This is a genomic window from Nicoliella sp. ESL1149 (assembly GCF_058107265.1).
In genome coordinates this window covers 990,668-1,007,577 of sequence record NZ_JBYLUE010000002.1, presented here as the reverse complement: position 1 = coordinate 1,007,577, position 16,910 = coordinate 990,668, and the positions used below count along the sequence as shown (strand labels likewise).

The following is a 16,910-nucleotide window of genomic DNA, read 5'->3' as shown; positions in this document are numbered from 1 at the left end:
TAATAACGATTAGAGGATAATATAGGATGATAATTCTTCAAGTAAATAATGTTACAAAAAGATTTGAAGGCGTCGACATTTTTAGTCACGTCAACATGACATTAGATGCACATAGTCGAACTGCTCTAGTAGGTCGAAATGGTGCCGGAAAAACAACTCTCGTTAAAATGATAACCGGACAATCAGAAGTAGATGAGGGAACCATCACTACCCCTAAGGGAATAAGAATTGGTTATCTTGCCCAAAACACTGGTCTGCACTCACAAAAAACAATTTGGGAAGAAATGGAATCTGTGTTTGCAGCCTTGAAAGCAAAAGAATGTCGCATGCATGAATTAGAAACCCAAATGAGTGATCCGAAACTCAATAATGATTCTGAACGTTTGAAACAAATTACACAAACTTATGATCAAGTTCAAGCTGACTTCACCGCTAACAATGGGTATGGATATCAAAATGAAATTCGAGGAGTCTTAGCAGGGTTTGGCTTCAAACCTGATTCTTATAATAAAAATATTAATGAATTATCAGGAGGTCAACAGACCCAATTAGCGCTAGCCAAATTACTTTTGGAAAAACGTGATCTTTTAATTCTTGATGAACCAACCAACCATTTAGATGTTGAAACAATCACTTGGTTAGAAAACTATATTAAGGGCTATTCTGGAGCGCTATTAATTATTTCTCATGACCGTTACTTTATGGATAAGATTGTGGATAATGTTTATGATTTAGCAAATGGAACTTTAACCCACTATCAAGGTGACTACACTAAATTCGTTCAAGAAAAGAAAAAGCAATATCAAATTCAACTTCAAGAATATGAAAAGCAACAAACTAAAATTCAAAAAGAAGAAGATTTTATTAAAAAGAATATCGTAAGAGCATCAACAACAAAACGTGCCCAAGCACGCCGTAAACAACTTGATAAAATGCAACGAATCGATAAGCCACGGAATAATGATAAAGTAGCTCGGGTTAATTTTAAACCAGATAAGCAAAGTGGAAACGTTGTTTTAACTGTAAAGGACTTAGCAATTGGATATCAAAATACAATCCTATCTTCTCCAATCAATATTAATTTAAATCGTAAACAACGATTAGCTGTTATTGGCCCTAATGGGGTTGGTAAATCAACACTTCTAAAAACAATTTTAGGTAAAATCCCCCCTATTCACGGGCAAATTGATTTTGGAACTGGAGTTGAAGTTGGCTATTATGATCAAAAACAAGCTACGCTCCATCCTAATAAAAAGGTCTTAAACGAACTATGGGACGATTATCCTACAACTAACGAGGGCCATATTAGAACTGTTTTAGGAAGTTTCCTTTTTTCAGGTGAAGAAGTTGATAAAATTGTTGCTAATCTCTCTGGAGGCGAAAAAGCCCGCTTAATGTTAGCTAAGTTATCAATGCGCCATGATAACTTCTTAATGTTAGATGAACCAACCAATCATTTAGACATCGAAAGTCGAGAAATTTTAGAAACTGCTTTAAAACAATTCGAAGGAACAATCTTATTCGTTTCTCATGATCGTTATTTCATTAATCAAATTGCTTCCGATGTTTTAGAAATTGATCATAATGGATCACACTTATATCTTGGTAATTATGATTATTATCTTGCAAAAAAAGAAGAAGAAAAAGCTATTAAAGATCATCAAGCAGCTCAAGAAGCACCTCAAGAACCCAAAAAGGACCACAAGGTAACTACAGAAGGTGCCAAGGGATATGTAATCAATAAGCAAGTCCAAAAAAAGAAACGACAACTAGAACGTGAAATGAAGAAACTAGAAACTGAAATGAATCAGTTAACTGAACAAAAAAGTGAAATTGAAAAAGAAATGACCCACCCAAATACACTTAAAGATATTTCCAAACTAAATCAATTGCAGCAACAGTTGGAATCGATCAATCAAAAAAATGATGACGTGTCTAATCATTGGACAGAACTAGGTTTAGAATTAGAAGATATTAATAAAAATTAAAAAGGCTGCTGAGTTTTCAGCAACCTTTTTCTATTGTTCAGTTCCAGGTAACCAGTCAAATTCTAGTCCAGGTTCAACCTGTAAGTCTAACTTCGCATCATGATGTTCCTTATAAAAGATGTATCCTGCAGCTCCAATCATTGCAGCATTATCACCACAATATTTCTGAGGAGCTTTCAATAATTCAGTTTGAGGAAAGCTCTTCATCAAATCATCTAATCTTGATCGTAAGCCATGATTTGCAGCAACTCCACCAGCTAAAATTAATTGTTTAACAGGAAAATTTTGCAAAGCCCGTTTTGTTTTATCAATTAAAACATCATCCACCGCTGCTTGAAAACTAGCTGCTAAATCTTCGCGGCTTAATTTTTCACCAATTTGATCTGCATGATGAACGGTATTAATTACTGCACTTTTAAGCCCACTAAAACTAAAGTCATAGTTATTTTCTTTATCCATTGCTCGCGGAAAATTAAATGTGTCTTTTCCCTCACTAGCCAAACGATCAACTTCAGGGCCAGCTGGATAATTAATCCCTAATAATCGACCTACTTTATCATATGCTTCACCAGCAGCATCGTCACGGGTTTCACCAATAATTTCAAATGCTCCTTCATACGGCATCAAAACTAACTCAGTATGACCACCAGAAACTACTAATGCTAGTGCTGGAAATTGAATTGGCTTAATAAATCGAGCAGCATAAATATGACCTGCAAGATGATTAACAGGAATTAATGGTAAATGATGTGCCCACGCTACCGTTTTAGCAGCAGTGACCCCAATCAGCAATGCTCCAACTAATCCAGGACCATATGTAACAGCCACCGCATTTAAGTCATCATAGGTAACATTAGCTTCCTTTAAAGCATCACCAATACACATTGTAATTGCTTCAATATGGTGACGACTAGCAACTTCTGGAACCACGCCACCAAAACGTTGATGACTTTTAATTTGCGTTGCTACAATGTTTGATAAAATTTTATGTCCATCTTCAATAATCGCAACACTAGTTTCATCACAACTTGACTCAAAAGACATAATTAAATTTCTTTTCATGATTCACGAATCCTCTCTAAAGGCCAAAATTATTCGGATGCTTATCAATATCAACAATATTTAAAGTCATCTTTAAAGCATCTTCTTGATTATCATAATAATACTTTGGTAAAATACCATTTTCAATAAATCCCAAATCATGATAAAGATTAATAGCATTCTTATTACTTTTACGTACTTCTAAAGTGACGGTATTTAAATCTAAGCGACGAGCTTTTTTTACAATTTCAGTTAACAAATAATAGCCAAGCCCATGATTCTGATAATCAGGCATCACTGCAATATTACTAATGTGGCAATCATGTTCTGCATATTCAAAATGGCACCCAATAAAAGCTACCATCTTATCTTGATGCCGTAACACAAGATATAGTCGACTTTGTTTTTGCTTAATATCTTTTTTAAAAGCACGTTTCTTCCATGGAATCAGGTTACTAACTGATTTTTCTAATCGTGTAATTTCTGGAACATCTGTCATCATTGCTTTAGCTAAGAAATATTTTGTTCCTTTAATATCTACAATATGATTTTTAATTGAAAGTTGTTCTTGACGTTGATAATTCTGATTATTAAAGAATTGATTATAAACACTTTTAAACTTTTTTAACATACGATTCTTCGTCCTCTTCTGGATGTTTAGCCTTCCAATCTGCTTCAGCTTGTGTCAATCGTAAATAACGTGGAACAAATTTATCGATATTCTTAACAGGAGCTAATTGATAGCCGAAAATACCTAAGTTAGCAGCTTGCGGAAGATTTTCCATTCCATTTCTCATTTTATATTGAGTAACGGCTTTCAAATCATCGAAATGATCTGCATCCCCCAATCCAATAATTGGTTCATTAAATTGACCTAATTTTTGGATCCACTCGGAAACACTAATATGTTGATCTGGTAATACAAGTTCTGGTTTCTCATTTTTAATCCGATATAGACCAGTAAATACATTCTGATTTCTTGCATCAAACATCGGATTAACGAGCACTCCTTCATCCTGAACATTTAGAGCCATTGTTTGTAGACTAGAAACGCCAACTAAGTCGATTCCTAAAGTAAATGCCAATACCTTTCCAACAGAAACAGCAACCCGAATTCCAGTATATGATCCAGGTCCATCTGCAACAACAACGCGATCCAAATCTTCAGGTTCCATCTTCGCATGTTTCATTAAATCATCAATGATTGGTAATACATATTGGGCATGTTTTTGATGAACAGTCGTTGTGGTAGTGGAAAGGACTTTTCGATCCTGAACAATCGCAATGCTCAATGGCCGATTAGAAGTATCTAATGCTAAAATATTCATTTCGTTTACTCCTTTGATTTATTTATCCATTCAATATTAGCTACTGCTGAAATGGTATCTCCATTTTTTATTTCATGTTTAGTGTGAAGTCCATCTGTTAAAAGTTGCCCTTCGCTCAAAATATTATTTCCATACAAAACTTCATTTTCAAATTTAATATCGATTTTACTAACCTGATGAATATCTAAAAATTGAGCGGGTAATACATCAATCATCCAATCAAGATATTTAGCGTTATTAACGTGTTTATTAGAATCAATGTCAGTATAACGAACTCGATAGTCTTGATTGAATTTTTGACCATCGTCATTGTTAATTCGTTTCGGTCTTCTCAATCGGGGAAGTTGATTTAACATTTCTGATTGATAAGGCTGAACAATTTCTTTTGGAATTACAGCTAATTTACGGGTTTTAAGATTAATCATGACCCAAGTACTCCTAATATAGGCACACTCATTTCCATTTTCATCCACAATCCAAAACTCACGAAAAGCAAATAATTTATTATAAGAACTACCCTGTGTGGTCAAAGTGACTTTTTCATTAACTTTTGGCATTCTTTTAATATCAATAGAATATTGAACGACAACCCAAGCGATATTAAAAGAATCAATATAATTTCGTCCTAAATTCAATGATATATTCTGATCACCAGATACCAAAATAGCCATATCAATCAACATTGCAGGGGATACAAATCCATTCCAATCAGTCTCATAATATGTAATTCGATGGTCTTCACTAAATTTTAATGCCATCATCGTCACTCCTTAAAGATTGTGATATAAATTATAAACTTCTTGTTTTTTAAGATTGTGTTTCTTTGCAATTACTTTAATTGCATCATTAGGACGTTGTCCATCATCAATTAACTTTTGAACCTGTTTTTCAAGTGGCAATCCTTCTAATGGATCAACTTCTTCACTTTCAGCTTCCTGATTACCTTCAACTAAAATAACAAACTCACCCCGGATTTGTTCTGTATTAGCCCAATTGAACAGTTCTGATAATGTTCCTCGATGAAAATCCTCGAATTTTTTAGTAAGTTCCCGAGCTAAAACGGCTTTTCTTTCTTGTCCTAATACGTTCACCATATTTTTAAGCGTTTTCTTTAAACGATGTGGTGCCTCGTAGAGAATAAACGTTTCTTTTCTTTTATTCAACGCTTCCAATTCAGTAACTTGTTCACTAGGTTTTCGATTTAAAAAGCCGTAAAAATAAAACGGTTGCGGAGATAGTCCAGATGCAATCAATGCAGTAATTCCAGCATTTGCTCCAGGTAACGGAACTACTGGAATATTCTCTTGAATACACTTAACGACTAATTCATGTCCTGGATCGCTAATCGAAGGCATTCCAGCGTCACTAACTTGAGCAATACTGACTCCATTTTTTAACTTTTCAATCAACGTTGGAATTCGTTCTTGCGTATTATGTTCATGAAAACTAATTTTATCTGTTGTGATTTCGAAATGGTTTAATAATTTTTGCGTATTTCTAGTATCTTCAGCAGCAATCAAATCTGCATCACGTAAAGTTTGAACCGCCCGAAAAGTCATATCATCCAAATTACCAATGGGTGTTGGAACCAAATATAGCGTTCCAAATTGATTAGGTGCAAAGCTTTTTTGTATCTGCAAGTTAATCACTAACTTTCTTTTTTATTCTTTTTAGTATGCTTTTGTTTATCTTTATCCCGATAAAGAATTTCTTCAGTACAAAAAACACATGTCTCATCTGGATCTCTATGTTCTCCGTAGTACATCTGACAAACATGAAAACCCTTGTCATAAAGCTTTTGAAGATTCTCACGTGATTTAAATAATTGTTTTTGTGATTTATTTGATTTTGCATCGTCATTTTTAATTGTTTCGTCATTAGAACTCTTGAGTAGTTCTCTCAAATGTTGATTCTCAATTTTTAATTCCTCATTTGATTCTAATAATTTAGTCATCCCATCACGTAACTCAGAAAAACGTGCTAATAGAAATTTCAATTGTGACTCCGCATTTTTAAATCCCGAATATAAATCCTGATCGTCCAATTAAATCCTCCCCCTACTTTTTCCTAATAATAGTTAATATTTGAAGCGTAGAAGCTTCTAGAATATTTTGAAAATTAACGTGATGTTCTAAATAGATATTATTTTCTAATAACAAATTCATTATGCTCAACAATTGATTACTGGTAAAATGATTCGCTAAATGTTTAATTTCTTGATAATTATTTGGAAAGTTCAATTCAGGCTGTGATATTTGTTTGAATCGAACGTTCAAAACATCTCGCCATACTTGAATAATCATATTAATTGCAATCTTTTGTTGATCATGATTATTTATTAATGGCATTAAATTGGTTTGAACCATTACAAATGCCTGGTATTCTCCACTGGCCAATTTACTGAACCAAGTTGAAACCGCATTTTGTAAATTTGAAAACCAATTATCTTGATTCCATTCTTTTGCAACATTTAAATTATTCGTCATTGTCGCAATTAAATTGAATTGATTAGCACTAATATCGATCGATTTTAATTCCTGGTTAAATAATGCAGGAGTTAATGATGGTAAATCAATTACTTGCGTTCTGGAAATAATTGTTGGTAAAATCGTTAGTTTATTATCAGTTAGTAAAAAAGATACAATTTTACCGGTTGGTTCTTCTATAAATTTCAACAAGCTATTAGCCGCTTCAGTTGTCATTCTTTCGACTTCATCAATAATAAATACTTTTTGACTACCTTCTACCGCACTTTTGGAAAATTCAGATTTTAAAAAACGAACCTGGTCAATTTTAATATTATTTCCATCTGGTTCAATCATTACTACATCAGGATGTTGATGAGTCGCAATTCGTCGACACTCATTACATTTACCACATGGAATTCCGTCTTTAACGTTTGGACAAAAAAGTGCCATCGAAACCATTAATGCAACCGCCATTTTCCCAGAACCATCTTCTCCATTGAACAAATACGCATGAGAAAGATCATGTTGTTGTAATACTTTTTGAAAATGTTCCACAATATTAGGTTGTTTTTTTTGCGCCGAAGTCACTACATGTTGCGCAATTGCACTTTCTTCATCCATTAGAATTGATAAAAATTATCCATTGGCATTACCATGACGGTGGCTCCACCAACTTGAATTTTAACTGGGTATGAACCATCATTTGCACCACCATCTAAATTAACTGGAGGAGTCATGTATTTCTTACGAGTTCTAGAAATATTTTTGATAATATCTAAAGTATCTTGCACCTTTTCATCTTGACTAGCAATCATATAAGTCGTATTCCCAGACTTTAAAAAACCACCGGTAGTGGATAATTTAGTTGATCTAATGTTATTTTTAATAAAAGCATTTTGAAGTTCACTAGTATCCTTATCTTGGATGACAGCAATAATTAATTTCATTTCGAGCACTCCTTATTTCTGATTAAACAAATTTACACTACTATTTTCTAATATTTTCCAAACCTGGTCAAATACTTCATCAACTGGTTGAGTTGCATCTACTACTTCAATCCGTTCTGGATTATTCTTTAATAAATTTTGATAGGCAGCATGAACCCGATCATGAAACATGGTCGTTTCTACATCTAGGCGATCAACCTCATTATCAGGACGATGTTCTTTAATTCTTTTTAAACCAACTTTAACTGGTACATCAAAATAAATCGTTAAATCAGGTTCAATTCCACCAGTGGCAAATTGATTAATCTCCTTAATCGCATCTGTTCCTAATTGACGACCACCACCTTGATATGCAATTGAACTATCAACAAATCGATCACAAAGAACTAATTTTCCGACCTTAACTGCCGGAAGAATGGTTTGATACAAATGTTGTGATCTCGATGCTGCATACAATAATGCCTCAGTTCTTGCATTCATGTCTTGATTGTTTTTATCTAAAATAATTGATCTGATTTGTTCCGCAATGGGATTACCACCTGGTTCTCTAGTCATTATAAAACGATCAGCTAAAACAGAATTTAATTTTTCCCTTAATCTATTCAAGACAGTTGTTTTACCAGCACCATCAGGTCCCTCAAAAGTAATGAATTTTCCATTCATATGTTATAACTCCTTCACTAAAATTAAAAAAGTGCCTTATTCTAAACGAATTAAGACACATTTTAATAACCAATCACAGAAGACTGAATTCGATTGTTATGAACTTTTCTAAATCGGGCTTCACGATATAAATATAAGTATTTTTGTCGTTCTAATTGTGTTTGCGCAACGATTTCATCATCAACTTCAGAAATTGCTTCTTCTGTTTCTTGGGCATGGTTCCATTCTGATTTTGCTTGATTAATGGAATCTAATAAGAAGCCATCAAACTCCTTTTTAAAATCTAAATGTCGTTTTCCAAACATAATTTCACTTCCTAAATTTCAGTCCGACCTTGGATGGCCTTATAAAGAGTCATTTCATCAGCATATTCAATATCACTACCAACTGACAAACCGTGAGCTAAGCGAGTCACTTTAATTCCAGCTGGTTTGATCAATTTTGCGAGATACATTGCTGTCGCTTCACCCTCAGGAGTGGCATTCGTAGCTATAATCACTTCACTAACTTCTTCATGTTTTTGTAGTCTTTTAATTAAACTACTAATATTCAAGTCTTCAGGTCCTTTACCATCAATCGGCGAAAGAACACCATTCAAGACATGATAAAGGCCATGATAATCCTTCATGTTCTCCATGACCATAATATCCTTAGGACTTTCAACAACTAAAATCTTAGTTTGATCACGACTTGGGTCACGACATATTTCACATGGATCTTCTTCCGTTAGATTCCCACAAATTGAACAATATCTCAATTTTTCTTTAACATCATCTAATGATTGAGAAAAGTTCTTAACATCATCCTTGTTCATGTTAACGGTATAATAAGCTAATCTAATTGCCGTTTTACGACCAATGCCAGGTAAATGCATATAACTATCAATCAATTTAGCAAGTGATTCTGGATACTGCATTAGACCCTCCTTATTAAACTACATTCCTGGAATACCACGAGTGTATTTACCTAATGTGGCTTGAGTTGCCCCATCAATTTTAGATAAAGCATCATTCGTTGCACTTATAACTAAGTCAGATAACATATCTGGATCATCTGGATCGATTGCCTTAGGATCAATTTGTAAATCTTTCATTTTATGATCACCAGTAAAAGTAGCTTTTACCATATTATCAGGCGACATTCCAACAAATTCAGTTTTATTTAATTCTTCTTGTTCTGCACCCATCTTAGCTTGCATTTCTTTTACTTGTTTCATCATTTTATTCATGTTCATTCCGTTCATCATAATTAGTATCTCCTTTTTAATCATTTTTAATATTTAAAGCATCACCAAACAGAGATTTCATACGTCTAATATCCTTATCTTCCTTATTGGCTGATGATTTATTAGCAGAATCAGTCTCATCAACTGGTAAATTTTCATCAGAACGATTGAGCGAATGTTGATTTTTCGATTCATTAACATCAATCGAACCTGCATCAAATAAATCTTCTGGATTTTGAGGGGGTTCTTCATCATAAGGTGGCTGATTATCGTAATTAATATCTTGTGGATCGTCATAAGGTGGTTGATCGTCATAATTAATATTTTCATGATAATCATCAACTTGATTATTATTTTGAGAATCGTCATCTGAAATTGAATGATTTTCCTTCAGATATTCATCCCTTAATTTTAACCATTGTTCATTAAAAATAAAGATAACCTTAGGGGCATACCCAATTGTCTTACTAAAGCCCTCATCAATCTCAGAAAGTAGATGAGCATCTTCAAAGGCTCGTTTATACATAAAATCAAATTCAAAATCAATTACGACACCATCATTACTAGCAGCAACAGGGACGGAATCCCCCAGAATTGACTGTTGGGTAACAGATAAAGATTGTTGTAATTCAGACCACACGTCCTTAATTCTATTAACATCATCACGAGTAGCATTATCTAAAACGTTGTAAACAGCCTTAACATCAATACTATCAGCAATATTTTGCTCAGGTTCTTTGTTAGTCTTTTCTACTGAAGCATTTTCTTCTACATGTTTTTTAGGAACACTGACCTCATCTGATTGATTAGAACTTTCAGATTCTGCATGTATTATTTTAACATTTTCTGATTGGTTTTGTCTTAACTCATCAAGTTGATTTTGCAAAGATTTAACTTGTTGATTCAATTCTTGAACTTCTTCAGCATTATGTTTATTTACACTATCGTTACTCTTGGAAACATTCTTTGGAAGTGTAGCAATTTTAACGGTTAAAACTTCCAAATAAACATCAGGATGGTTCGAAAAATGCATTTGGTATTGAATCCCGTTTAATTGTTCAACAATTCGGTATATCAACTGATCAGAAGCAGCTTCAGCATCAGATTTAAAATTATCATCAAGAACTCCTAATTCAGCTTCTTCCACCATTTCTGGTGATTGTTGATATAACAAAATATCTTGGCAATAGTTAATCATATCATCAATAAATTGATTAACATCCTTACCTTCTTCAAATATCTTCTGGACATCCAATAATGCTTTTTTAACATTTTGATCAACTACTGATGCAAAATATTCATGTAATAATTGTTTGGTAACACTTCCGGTAACTTGCAAGGCATTTTCATACGTTACCGTGTCATCCCCATAAGAAAGCGCTTGATCCAAGATACTCAAAGCATCCCGCATCCCACCTTCAGCAGCTTTTGCAATTACTTTTAAAGCCCTGTCATCATACTTTAATTTCTTGCTGTTTAAAATAAATTCCATTCTATCAAGAATTGCTTGAGGCTTGATTCGTTTAAAATCAAACCGTTGTGTTCGTGAAATAATCGTGGCTGGCACTTTATGCGGTTCAGTCGTAGCTAATATAAAAATCACATTTTCAGGTGGTTCTTCCAATGTTTTTAATAAAGCATTGAAAGCACCGATCGATAGCATATGAACTTCATCAATAATATAAACTTTATATTTGGCTTCAGTTGGCGCATATTTAGCTTTATCACGAACATCACGAATTTCTTCAACACCATTATTTGAAGCTGCATCAATTTCAATCACATCGTTTAAAGTTCCCTTAGTAATGGCTTTACAAATCGCACACTTATTACAAGGTTCCCCATCTTTTGAATTAGGACAGTTAACTGCCTTCGCAAAAATTTTAGCAGCCGATGTTTTTCCAGTTCCACGGGGTCCAGCAAATAAATATGCATGACTAATTTGATTTGTAATGATTGCATTCTTTAAAGTTGTCGTAATGACTTCTTGCCCTACTAATTCATCAAAACGTTGGGGGCGCCAAACACGATATAATGCTTGATAACTCATGCACAACTTCCTTTCCATCAAATCTCGCTATAATCATATAAAAATTATATTTCTATTATAACAATAAAAAAAGCCCTTTCTTCATAAAAAGGCTTTAAAAATAAAAATCTCTTAACCAAAAATGATTAAGAGCTTAATTTCTAATTACATGAAGCACAAGAGGTAGGATACTTAGTGCTGCTTCCTCTCGGACCTGACACGGTTCGTAAGCACTTCTTTGCTTCAAGGCCTTACGGCATTTATTATCATAACTTATTTATTCCTGTTTGTCTACCAAATGTTTCTTTTTTGCTAATTTTCGTTTTTTTCGTGCTTGTTTAAAAAATTTTCTTAACAAATTAGCCGCTTGTTCTTCACAGAGCCCTTGTTGATATTCAACTTGATGATTAAATCGTTCATCACTGAAGGTATGATACAAGCTATCGACTACGCCAGCTTTAGGATTCTTTGCACCATACACCACTCTAGGAATTCTAGTATTTAAAATTGCCCCTGCACACATCAAACATGGTTCAACCGTTACATACATTGTACAATCTTCTAACCGCCAACTATTTAGCTTTGCACAAGCTTCCTGAATTGCAAGTATTTCCGCATGGTTAGTTCCATCCTCACTTAACTCACGTAGATTATACCCTCTCCCAATAATACAATCATTATAAACAACTACTGCGCCAATTGGAACTTCATTCAATATGAAAGCTGCTTGAGCTTCTGAAAGTGCTTCCTTCATGTAAAAATTATCTTTTGATGCTTGTAATGACATAGTATCCCTTATCTCGTTTTAAAATTTTTGCATTTCCAAATTGTGATTCCATTACCCTTTTAGCAGAAGGAGCTCCCTGCTTTTTCTGTAATACAATCGTTAAACTACCATTATCAACTAAATGTTCCTTAGCACCTATTAGCATTGCATCTACAATCTTTTTCCCAGCTCTTACAGGTGGATTAGTAATAATTGCAGCAAATTTATCTTCAATTTGATCGTATACTGAAGACTCTTTTACTACTATATTATTTACATTATTATCAGTCGCATTTTTTTTAGCTAAATTCATTGCCCGATTGTTTACGTCCGAAAGTACGAACTGACGATCTGGAAATTTTTTAGCTAAACTAATTCCAATTGGTCCATATCCACATCCTAAATCTAAAATTGAACCAGCTGGTAAATTATCTAAACTCAAGTTATTTAACAAAGTTCGGGATCCATAATCAATTGCATGTTTTGAAAAAACACCGTTGTCCGTTGTAAATGTAAAATCATTTCCTAATAAATTAATTTTTACTGTTTTTAAATCGTGACCAACCTGTGGATTTGATGTATAATAAAATTCTGTCATTATAAAAGCTTCCTTTTTTTGTTATTGATGTTTTTTGATTGTCAAGCAAAAAATTTACATAAAAATATTTTAAGTTGTGAAACACTATATTTAGTAGCTAACTAAGACATGTAACACTAAATATAGTGTTTTTATCTATTGAAATTTACTTTCAGTGGTGTAAACTAATTCTTGTAATTAATTTTCGAATCCAAAGAAATGATACATTAAGAAAGGTGATTCATATGGCTCAAGTAACTGTATATTCAAAGAACAACTGCATGCAATGCAAAATGACTGAAAGATTTTTAACGGAACATAACATTAATTTTGAAGAAAAAAACATTAGTGAGCAACCACAATATGTTGATGAATTAAAAGCTTCCGGATTTATGCGTGTCCCCGTTGTTGATGCCGAAGGATTTGACACCTTTACTGGTTTTCAACCAGCTAAATTGAACCAAATTGCTAACAACCAACAATTAGCATTTTAATAATTTAAAGATCAATAAAATATATTTTAACATTGGCGAAACCCAAATGGGTCTCGCCAAATTTATTTAATATTTTTATTTTAACAGAAAGAGTGAAATTATGGCATTAAGTGATTTAAAAAATGTGACTTATTATGATTTAAATAATGAAATCAACATCCCTGTTGATGGTAAAATTCAACTTAATAAGGATCAAGAAGCCCTGGCTGCTTTCTTAAAAGAAAATGTTCAACCAAATACTAAACCATTCAATTCTTTAAAAGAACGTTTTGCTTTTTTAATTGATAATGACTACATCGAAGAAGGTTTCATTAATAAGTACAGTCCTGCTTTCATCGAAAAACTATATGATTATCTTAAAAGACAAAACTTTCATTTTAAATCATTTATGGCTGCATATAAATTTTATGCTCAATACGCATTAAAAACCAATGATAATGAATATTATCTTGAAAATTTCAATGATCGAGCTGCAATGAATGCATTATATTTTGCTGATGGTGATGAACAACTAGCATTACAACTAGCTGATGAAATTGTTCATCAACGTTATCAACCTGCTACACCCAGCTTTTTAAATGCCGGACGGAAACGTCGGGGAGAATTAGTTTCATGTTTCTTAATTCAAACAACTGACGATATGAATACAATTGGTAGAACAATTAACTCCGCTTTACAACTATCTAGAATTGGTGGTGGGGTTGGAATCAATCTTTCTAATCTTCGAGCTGCAGGAGATCCTATTAAGCATATTAAGGGTGCCGCAAGTGGCGTTGTTCCAGTTATGAAATTACTAGAAGACAGTTTTTCATACTCAAACCAACTAGGTCAGCGTCAAGGAGCTGGAGTTGTCTACCTGAGCTTGTTCCATCCTGACATTATTTCATTCTTATCGGCTAAAAAAGAAAATGCAGATGAAAAAATTCGGGTAAAGACTTTATCATTAGGTGTAACTGTCCCAGATAAATTTTATGAACTTGCTCAAAATGATGAGGATATGTATTTATTTAGTCCATATGATGTTGAAAGAGTTTATGGTGAACCTTTTTCATATGTTAATATCACTAAAGAATATGATAATATGGTTAAAAATCCTGAAATCAACAAGAAAAAGATTCGAGCTCGTGAATTAGAAACCGAATTAGGTAAACTTCAACAAGAATCTGGATATCCTTATATTATTAATGTTGATACCGCTAATCGAGCTAATCCAATCGATGGTAAGATTGTAATGAGTAATCTATGTTCAGAAATCATGCAGGTTCAAAAACCTTCTACGGTTGATAATCAACAACATTTTACCAAACTTGGAACTGATGTCTCATGTAACTTAGGATCCACTAATATTGCTAACCTAATGTTAGATGGTGAAAAATTCGGTAAATCTGTAGAAGCAATGACAAGAGCATTAACCTTTGTTACTGATCACTCTAACATTGATGTAGTCCCTTCTGTTCAACATGGTAATAAGTTGGCCCACTCAATCGGTTTAGGAGCTATGGGATTACATAGTTTCTTAGCTAAAAATCAAATTGAATATGGTTCTAATGAATCAGTTGAATTCACTAGTGTTTATTTTATGCTTCTTAACTACTGGACATTAAAAGCCTCAAATAAAATTGCAATCGAACGTAACGAAACCTTCAATAATTTTGAAAATAGTAAATATGCTGATGGTAGTTATTTTGATAAATATACCCAAAAAGATTGGGGCCCTAAAACTCAAGCTGTTAAAACTCTATTCAAAGACATCTTTATTCCTAGTGCTAAAGATTGGGAGGAGTTAAAACAAGCTGTAATGAAGGACGGCATTTATCACCAAAATAGAATGGCTGTTGCTCCTAATGGTTCTATCTCTTATATCAACGATACAACTGCTAGTCTACATCCTATTATTAGCCGTATCGAAGAAAGATACGAATCAAAAGTCGGTAAAGTTTACTATCCCGCTCCTTATCTTTCAAATGACACAATTAAATACTATAAATCAGCTTATGATACTGACATGCGAAAAGTAATTGATATTTATGCTGCTGCTCAAGTTCACGTTGATCAATCCATGAGTTTAACATTATTCATGCGTTCAACAATTCCGACCGGATTATACGAATGGAAGAATGGACGAACTGACAAAATGACAACTCGTGATCTAACAATTCTAAGAAATTATGCTCATCATAAGGGAATTAAGTCCTTATACTACGTTAGAACTTATACTGATGATGAACAAGAAGTTGGTGCCAGTGAATGTGAAAGCTGTGTAATTTAGAATTACGTGGTCTGTTATAGCTATGATATAGTCAATGCAGGTCTGCTTGTATTGACTATTTTATTTTGCGAATTAAAGAAAGGTATCTAAAGAATGAATAATTATAAAGCAATTAATTGGAATGCAATTAGTGATCAAATTGATAAAGCCACTTGGGAAAAACTAACCGAACAATTCTGGTTAGATACGCGGGTTCCTTTATCTAATGATTTAAAAGACTGGCGAGAATTAGATGACGATCATAAATGGGTCGTTAGCCACGTATTTGGTGGTTTAACTCTTTTGGATACGCTTCAATCACAAGATGGAATGGCTGCCCTTAGAAAAGACGTTAGAACTCAACATGAAACTGCTGTTTTAAATAATATTCAATTTATGGAATCTGTCCATGCTAAGAGTTATTCCTCCATTTTTTCGACACTAAATACGCCTGAAGAAATCACTGAAATTTTTAACTGGAGTGACAGTGAAGAATTTCTTCAAAATAAAACAAAGAAAATTTACGAATTATACCATGATGATGAAGAACCATTAAAAAAGAAAATTTCAAGTGTCTTTCTTGAAACATTCTTATTCTACTCTGGATTCTATACTCCTCTTTGGTACCTAGGTCATAACAAATTACCTAACGTAGCTGAAATTATTAAATTAATATTACGTGATGAATCTGTTCATGGAACTTATATTGGCTATAAATTTCAACTTGCTTTTAACCAATTAAGCGATAATCAAAAACAAGAAACCAAGGACTGGATGTACAATTTCTTATATGAGTTGTATGCAAACGAAGAAAAATATGTTCACATCCTTTATGGTAATGTTGGCTGGGAAGACGATGTCCTAACATTTACTCGTTATAATGCTAATAAGGCTTTAATGAACCTTGGTCAAGACCCATTATTCCCAGATACTGCTGATGATGTTAATCCAATTGTTATGAATGGAATTTCAACCTCTACTGCAAACCATGATTTCTTCTCTCAAGTAGGAAATGGTTATAGACTAGGTAACGTTGAAGCAATGAGTGATCAAGATTACACCCAATGGTATCCAAAAGATAAAAAATAATCAAAATAAAAAACAGTTCATAATATAAATATTATGAACTGTTTTTT

18 protein-coding genes, 1 other RNA gene and 1 pseudogene are annotated in these 16,910 nt (G+C 33.3%); 4 read left to right on the top strand and 16 right to left on the bottom strand.

Features of this window, described 5'->3' with window-relative positions; all coding sequences use genetic code 11:
- Positions 1-26 precede the first annotated feature (26 nt).
- Positions 27-1,988, top strand: a complete 1,962-nt coding sequence (locus AC3B6G_RS04885) for an ABC transporter ATP-binding protein (RefSeq protein WP_489849282.1) — start codon at positions 27-29, stop codon at positions 1,986-1,988.
- A 30-nt stretch (positions 1,989-2,018) separates the two neighbouring features.
- Here AC3B6G_RS04885 and tsaD read toward each other — a convergent pair whose 3' ends face one another.
- The 16 genes and pseudogenes from tsaD to AC3B6G_RS04805 all read right to left on the bottom strand — a co-directional run bounded on the left by tsaD (position 2,019) and on the right by AC3B6G_RS04805 (position 13,053).
- Positions 2,019-3,050: a tRNA (adenosine(37)-N6)-threonylcarbamoyltransferase complex transferase subunit TsaD gene (gene tsaD / locus AC3B6G_RS04880; protein ID WP_489849281.1), complete on the bottom strand. Its 1,032-nt coding sequence runs from the start codon at positions 3,048-3,050 to the stop codon at positions 2,019-2,021.
- Between the two features lie 16 nt (positions 3,051-3,066).
- On the bottom strand, positions 3,067-3,660 hold the full coding sequence (rimI, locus tag AC3B6G_RS04875) for a ribosomal protein S18-alanine N-acetyltransferase (protein WP_489849280.1): 594 nt from the start codon (positions 3,658-3,660) through the stop codon (positions 3,067-3,069).
- On the bottom strand, positions 3,644-4,357 hold the full coding sequence (gene tsaB, locus AC3B6G_RS04870) for a tRNA (adenosine(37)-N6)-threonylcarbamoyltransferase complex dimerization subunit type 1 TsaB (RefSeq protein ID WP_489849279.1): 714 nt from the start codon (positions 4,355-4,357) through the stop codon (positions 3,644-3,646). Before tsaB ends, rimI begins: the two co-directional genes overlap by 17 nt.
- A 5-nt stretch (positions 4,358-4,362) precedes the next feature.
- Positions 4,363-5,115, bottom strand: coding sequence for an acyl-[acyl-carrier-protein] thioesterase (locus tag AC3B6G_RS04865; protein ID WP_489849278.1), 753 nt, complete (start codon positions 5,113-5,115; stop codon positions 4,363-4,365).
- A gap of 12 nt (positions 5,116-5,127) precedes the next feature.
- Positions 5,128-6,003, bottom strand: a complete 876-nt coding sequence (gene rsmI, locus AC3B6G_RS04860; protein ID WP_489849573.1) for a 16S rRNA (cytidine(1402)-2'-O)-methyltransferase — start codon at positions 6,001-6,003, stop codon at positions 5,128-5,130.
- Between the two features lie 2 nt (positions 6,004-6,005).
- Positions 6,006-6,401, bottom strand: a complete 396-nt coding sequence (locus AC3B6G_RS04855; RefSeq protein ID WP_489849277.1) for a DNA replication initiation control protein YabA — start codon at positions 6,399-6,401, stop codon at positions 6,006-6,008.
- A 13-nt stretch (positions 6,402-6,414) separates the two neighbouring features.
- Positions 6,415-7,446 carry a DNA polymerase III subunit delta' gene (gene holB / locus AC3B6G_RS04850; protein ID WP_489849276.1) on the bottom strand — a complete coding sequence of 344 codons (1,032 nt, stop codon included), beginning with the start codon at positions 7,444-7,446 and terminating at the stop codon, positions 6,415-6,417.
- Positions 7,446-7,772: a cyclic di-AMP receptor DarA gene (gene darA / locus AC3B6G_RS04845; protein WP_489849275.1), complete on the bottom strand. Its 327-nt coding sequence runs from the start codon at positions 7,770-7,772 to the stop codon at positions 7,446-7,448. The genes holB and darA overlap by 1 nt, the downstream gene beginning before the upstream one ends.
- 12 nt (positions 7,773-7,784) lie before the next feature.
- Entirely contained in the window at positions 7,785-8,435 is a 651-nt protein-coding gene (gene tmk / locus AC3B6G_RS04840) for a dTMP kinase (protein ID WP_489849274.1), read from the bottom strand.
- A 62-nt stretch (positions 8,436-8,497) separates the two neighbouring features.
- A complete protein-coding gene (locus AC3B6G_RS04835) occupies positions 8,498-8,740 on the bottom strand; it encodes a YaaL family protein (protein ID WP_489849273.1) in 243 nt (80 codons plus the stop codon).
- Positions 8,741-8,751: 11 nt separating this feature from the next.
- Entirely contained in the window at positions 8,752-9,351 is a 600-nt protein-coding gene (recR, locus tag AC3B6G_RS04830; RefSeq protein WP_489849272.1) for a recombination mediator RecR, read from the bottom strand.
- 18 nt (positions 9,352-9,369) lie between these two features.
- Positions 9,370-9,681, bottom strand: coding sequence for a YbaB/EbfC family nucleoid-associated protein (locus AC3B6G_RS04825; protein ID WP_489849271.1), 312 nt, complete (start codon positions 9,679-9,681; stop codon positions 9,370-9,372).
- 265 nt (positions 9,682-9,946) lie between these two features.
- Positions 9,947-11,710, bottom strand: a pseudogene (gene dnaX / locus AC3B6G_RS04820) (DNA polymerase III subunit gamma/tau); the annotation flags it as partial.
- 142 nt (positions 11,711-11,852) lie between these two features.
- Positions 11,853-11,939: signal recognition particle sRNA small type (ffs, locus tag AC3B6G_RS04815), an RNA gene on the bottom strand.
- A gap of 27 nt (positions 11,940-11,966) precedes the next feature.
- A complete protein-coding gene (gene tadA, locus AC3B6G_RS04810; RefSeq protein WP_489849270.1) occupies positions 11,967-12,476 on the bottom strand; it encodes a tRNA adenosine(34) deaminase TadA in 510 nt (169 codons plus the stop codon).
- Positions 12,451-13,053, bottom strand: a complete 603-nt coding sequence (locus AC3B6G_RS04805; protein WP_489849269.1) for a class I SAM-dependent methyltransferase — start codon at positions 13,051-13,053, stop codon at positions 12,451-12,453. The genes tadA and AC3B6G_RS04805 overlap by 26 nt, the downstream gene beginning before the upstream one ends.
- Before the next feature lie 224 nt (positions 13,054-13,277).
- Between AC3B6G_RS04805 and nrdH the strand changes: the two genes are divergently transcribed.
- From nrdH to nrdF, 3 genes are all read left to right on the top strand, one after another.
- Complete coding sequence (gene nrdH, locus AC3B6G_RS04800) at positions 13,278-13,526, top strand: glutaredoxin-like protein NrdH (RefSeq protein WP_489849268.1); 249 nt, start codon at positions 13,278-13,280, stop codon at positions 13,524-13,526.
- Between the two features lie 100 nt (positions 13,527-13,626).
- Positions 13,627-15,795: a class 1b ribonucleoside-diphosphate reductase subunit alpha gene (nrdE, locus tag AC3B6G_RS04795; protein ID WP_489849267.1), complete on the top strand. Its 2,169-nt coding sequence runs from the start codon at positions 13,627-13,629 to the stop codon at positions 15,793-15,795.
- A 93-nt stretch (positions 15,796-15,888) separates the two neighbouring features.
- On the top strand, positions 15,889-16,863 hold the full coding sequence (nrdF, locus tag AC3B6G_RS04790; RefSeq protein ID WP_489849266.1) for a class 1b ribonucleoside-diphosphate reductase subunit beta: 975 nt from the start codon (positions 15,889-15,891) through the stop codon (positions 16,861-16,863).
- Positions 16,864-16,910: the final 47 nt, after the last annotated feature.

Excerpts from the sequence above, each read along its gene's own strand:
- AC3B6G_RS04885 (WP_489849282.1), top strand. The coding sequence starts at position 27 with ATGATAATTCTTCAAGTAAATAATGTTACAAAAAGATTTGAAGGCGTC.
- tsaD (WP_489849281.1), bottom strand. The coding sequence starts at position 3,050 with ATGAAAAGAAATTTAATTATGTCTTTTGAGTCAAGTTGTGATGAAACT.
- rimI (WP_489849280.1), bottom strand. The coding sequence starts at position 3,660 with ATGTTAAAAAAGTTTAAAAGTGTTTATAATCAATTCTTTAATAATCAG.
- tsaB (WP_489849279.1), bottom strand. The coding sequence starts at position 4,357 with ATGAATATTTTAGCATTAGATACTTCTAATCGGCCATTGAGCATTGCG.
- AC3B6G_RS04865 (WP_489849278.1), bottom strand. The coding sequence starts at position 5,115 with ATGGCATTAAAATTTAGTGAAGACCATCGAATTACATATTATGAGACT.
- holB (WP_489849276.1), bottom strand. The coding sequence starts at position 7,446 with ATGGATGAAGAAAGTGCAATTGCGCAACATGTAGTGACTTCGGCGCAA.
- darA (WP_489849275.1), bottom strand. The coding sequence starts at position 7,772 with ATGAAATTAATTATTGCTGTCATCCAAGATAAGGATACTAGTGAACTT.
- tmk (WP_489849274.1), bottom strand. The coding sequence starts at position 8,435 with ATGAATGGAAAATTCATTACTTTTGAGGGACCTGATGGTGCTGGTAAA.
- AC3B6G_RS04835 (WP_489849273.1), bottom strand. The coding sequence starts at position 8,740 with ATGTTTGGAAAACGACATTTAGATTTTAAAAAGGAGTTTGATGGCTTC.
- recR (WP_489849272.1), bottom strand. The coding sequence starts at position 9,351 with ATGCAGTATCCAGAATCACTTGCTAAATTGATTGATAGTTATATGCAT.
- AC3B6G_RS04825 (WP_489849271.1), bottom strand. The coding sequence starts at position 9,681 with ATGATGAACGGAATGAACATGAATAAAATGATGAAACAAGTAAAAGAA.
- tadA (WP_489849270.1), bottom strand. The coding sequence starts at position 12,476 with ATGTCATTACAAGCATCAAAAGATAATTTTTACATGAAGGAAGCACTT.
- AC3B6G_RS04805 (WP_489849269.1), bottom strand. The coding sequence starts at position 13,053 with ATGACAGAATTTTATTATACATCAAATCCACAGGTTGGTCACGATTTA.
- nrdH (WP_489849268.1), top strand. The coding sequence starts at position 13,278 with ATGGCTCAAGTAACTGTATATTCAAAGAACAACTGCATGCAATGCAAA.
- nrdE (WP_489849267.1), top strand. The coding sequence starts at position 13,627 with ATGGCATTAAGTGATTTAAAAAATGTGACTTATTATGATTTAAATAAT.
- nrdF (WP_489849266.1), top strand. The coding sequence starts at position 15,889 with ATGAATAATTATAAAGCAATTAATTGGAATGCAATTAGTGATCAAATT.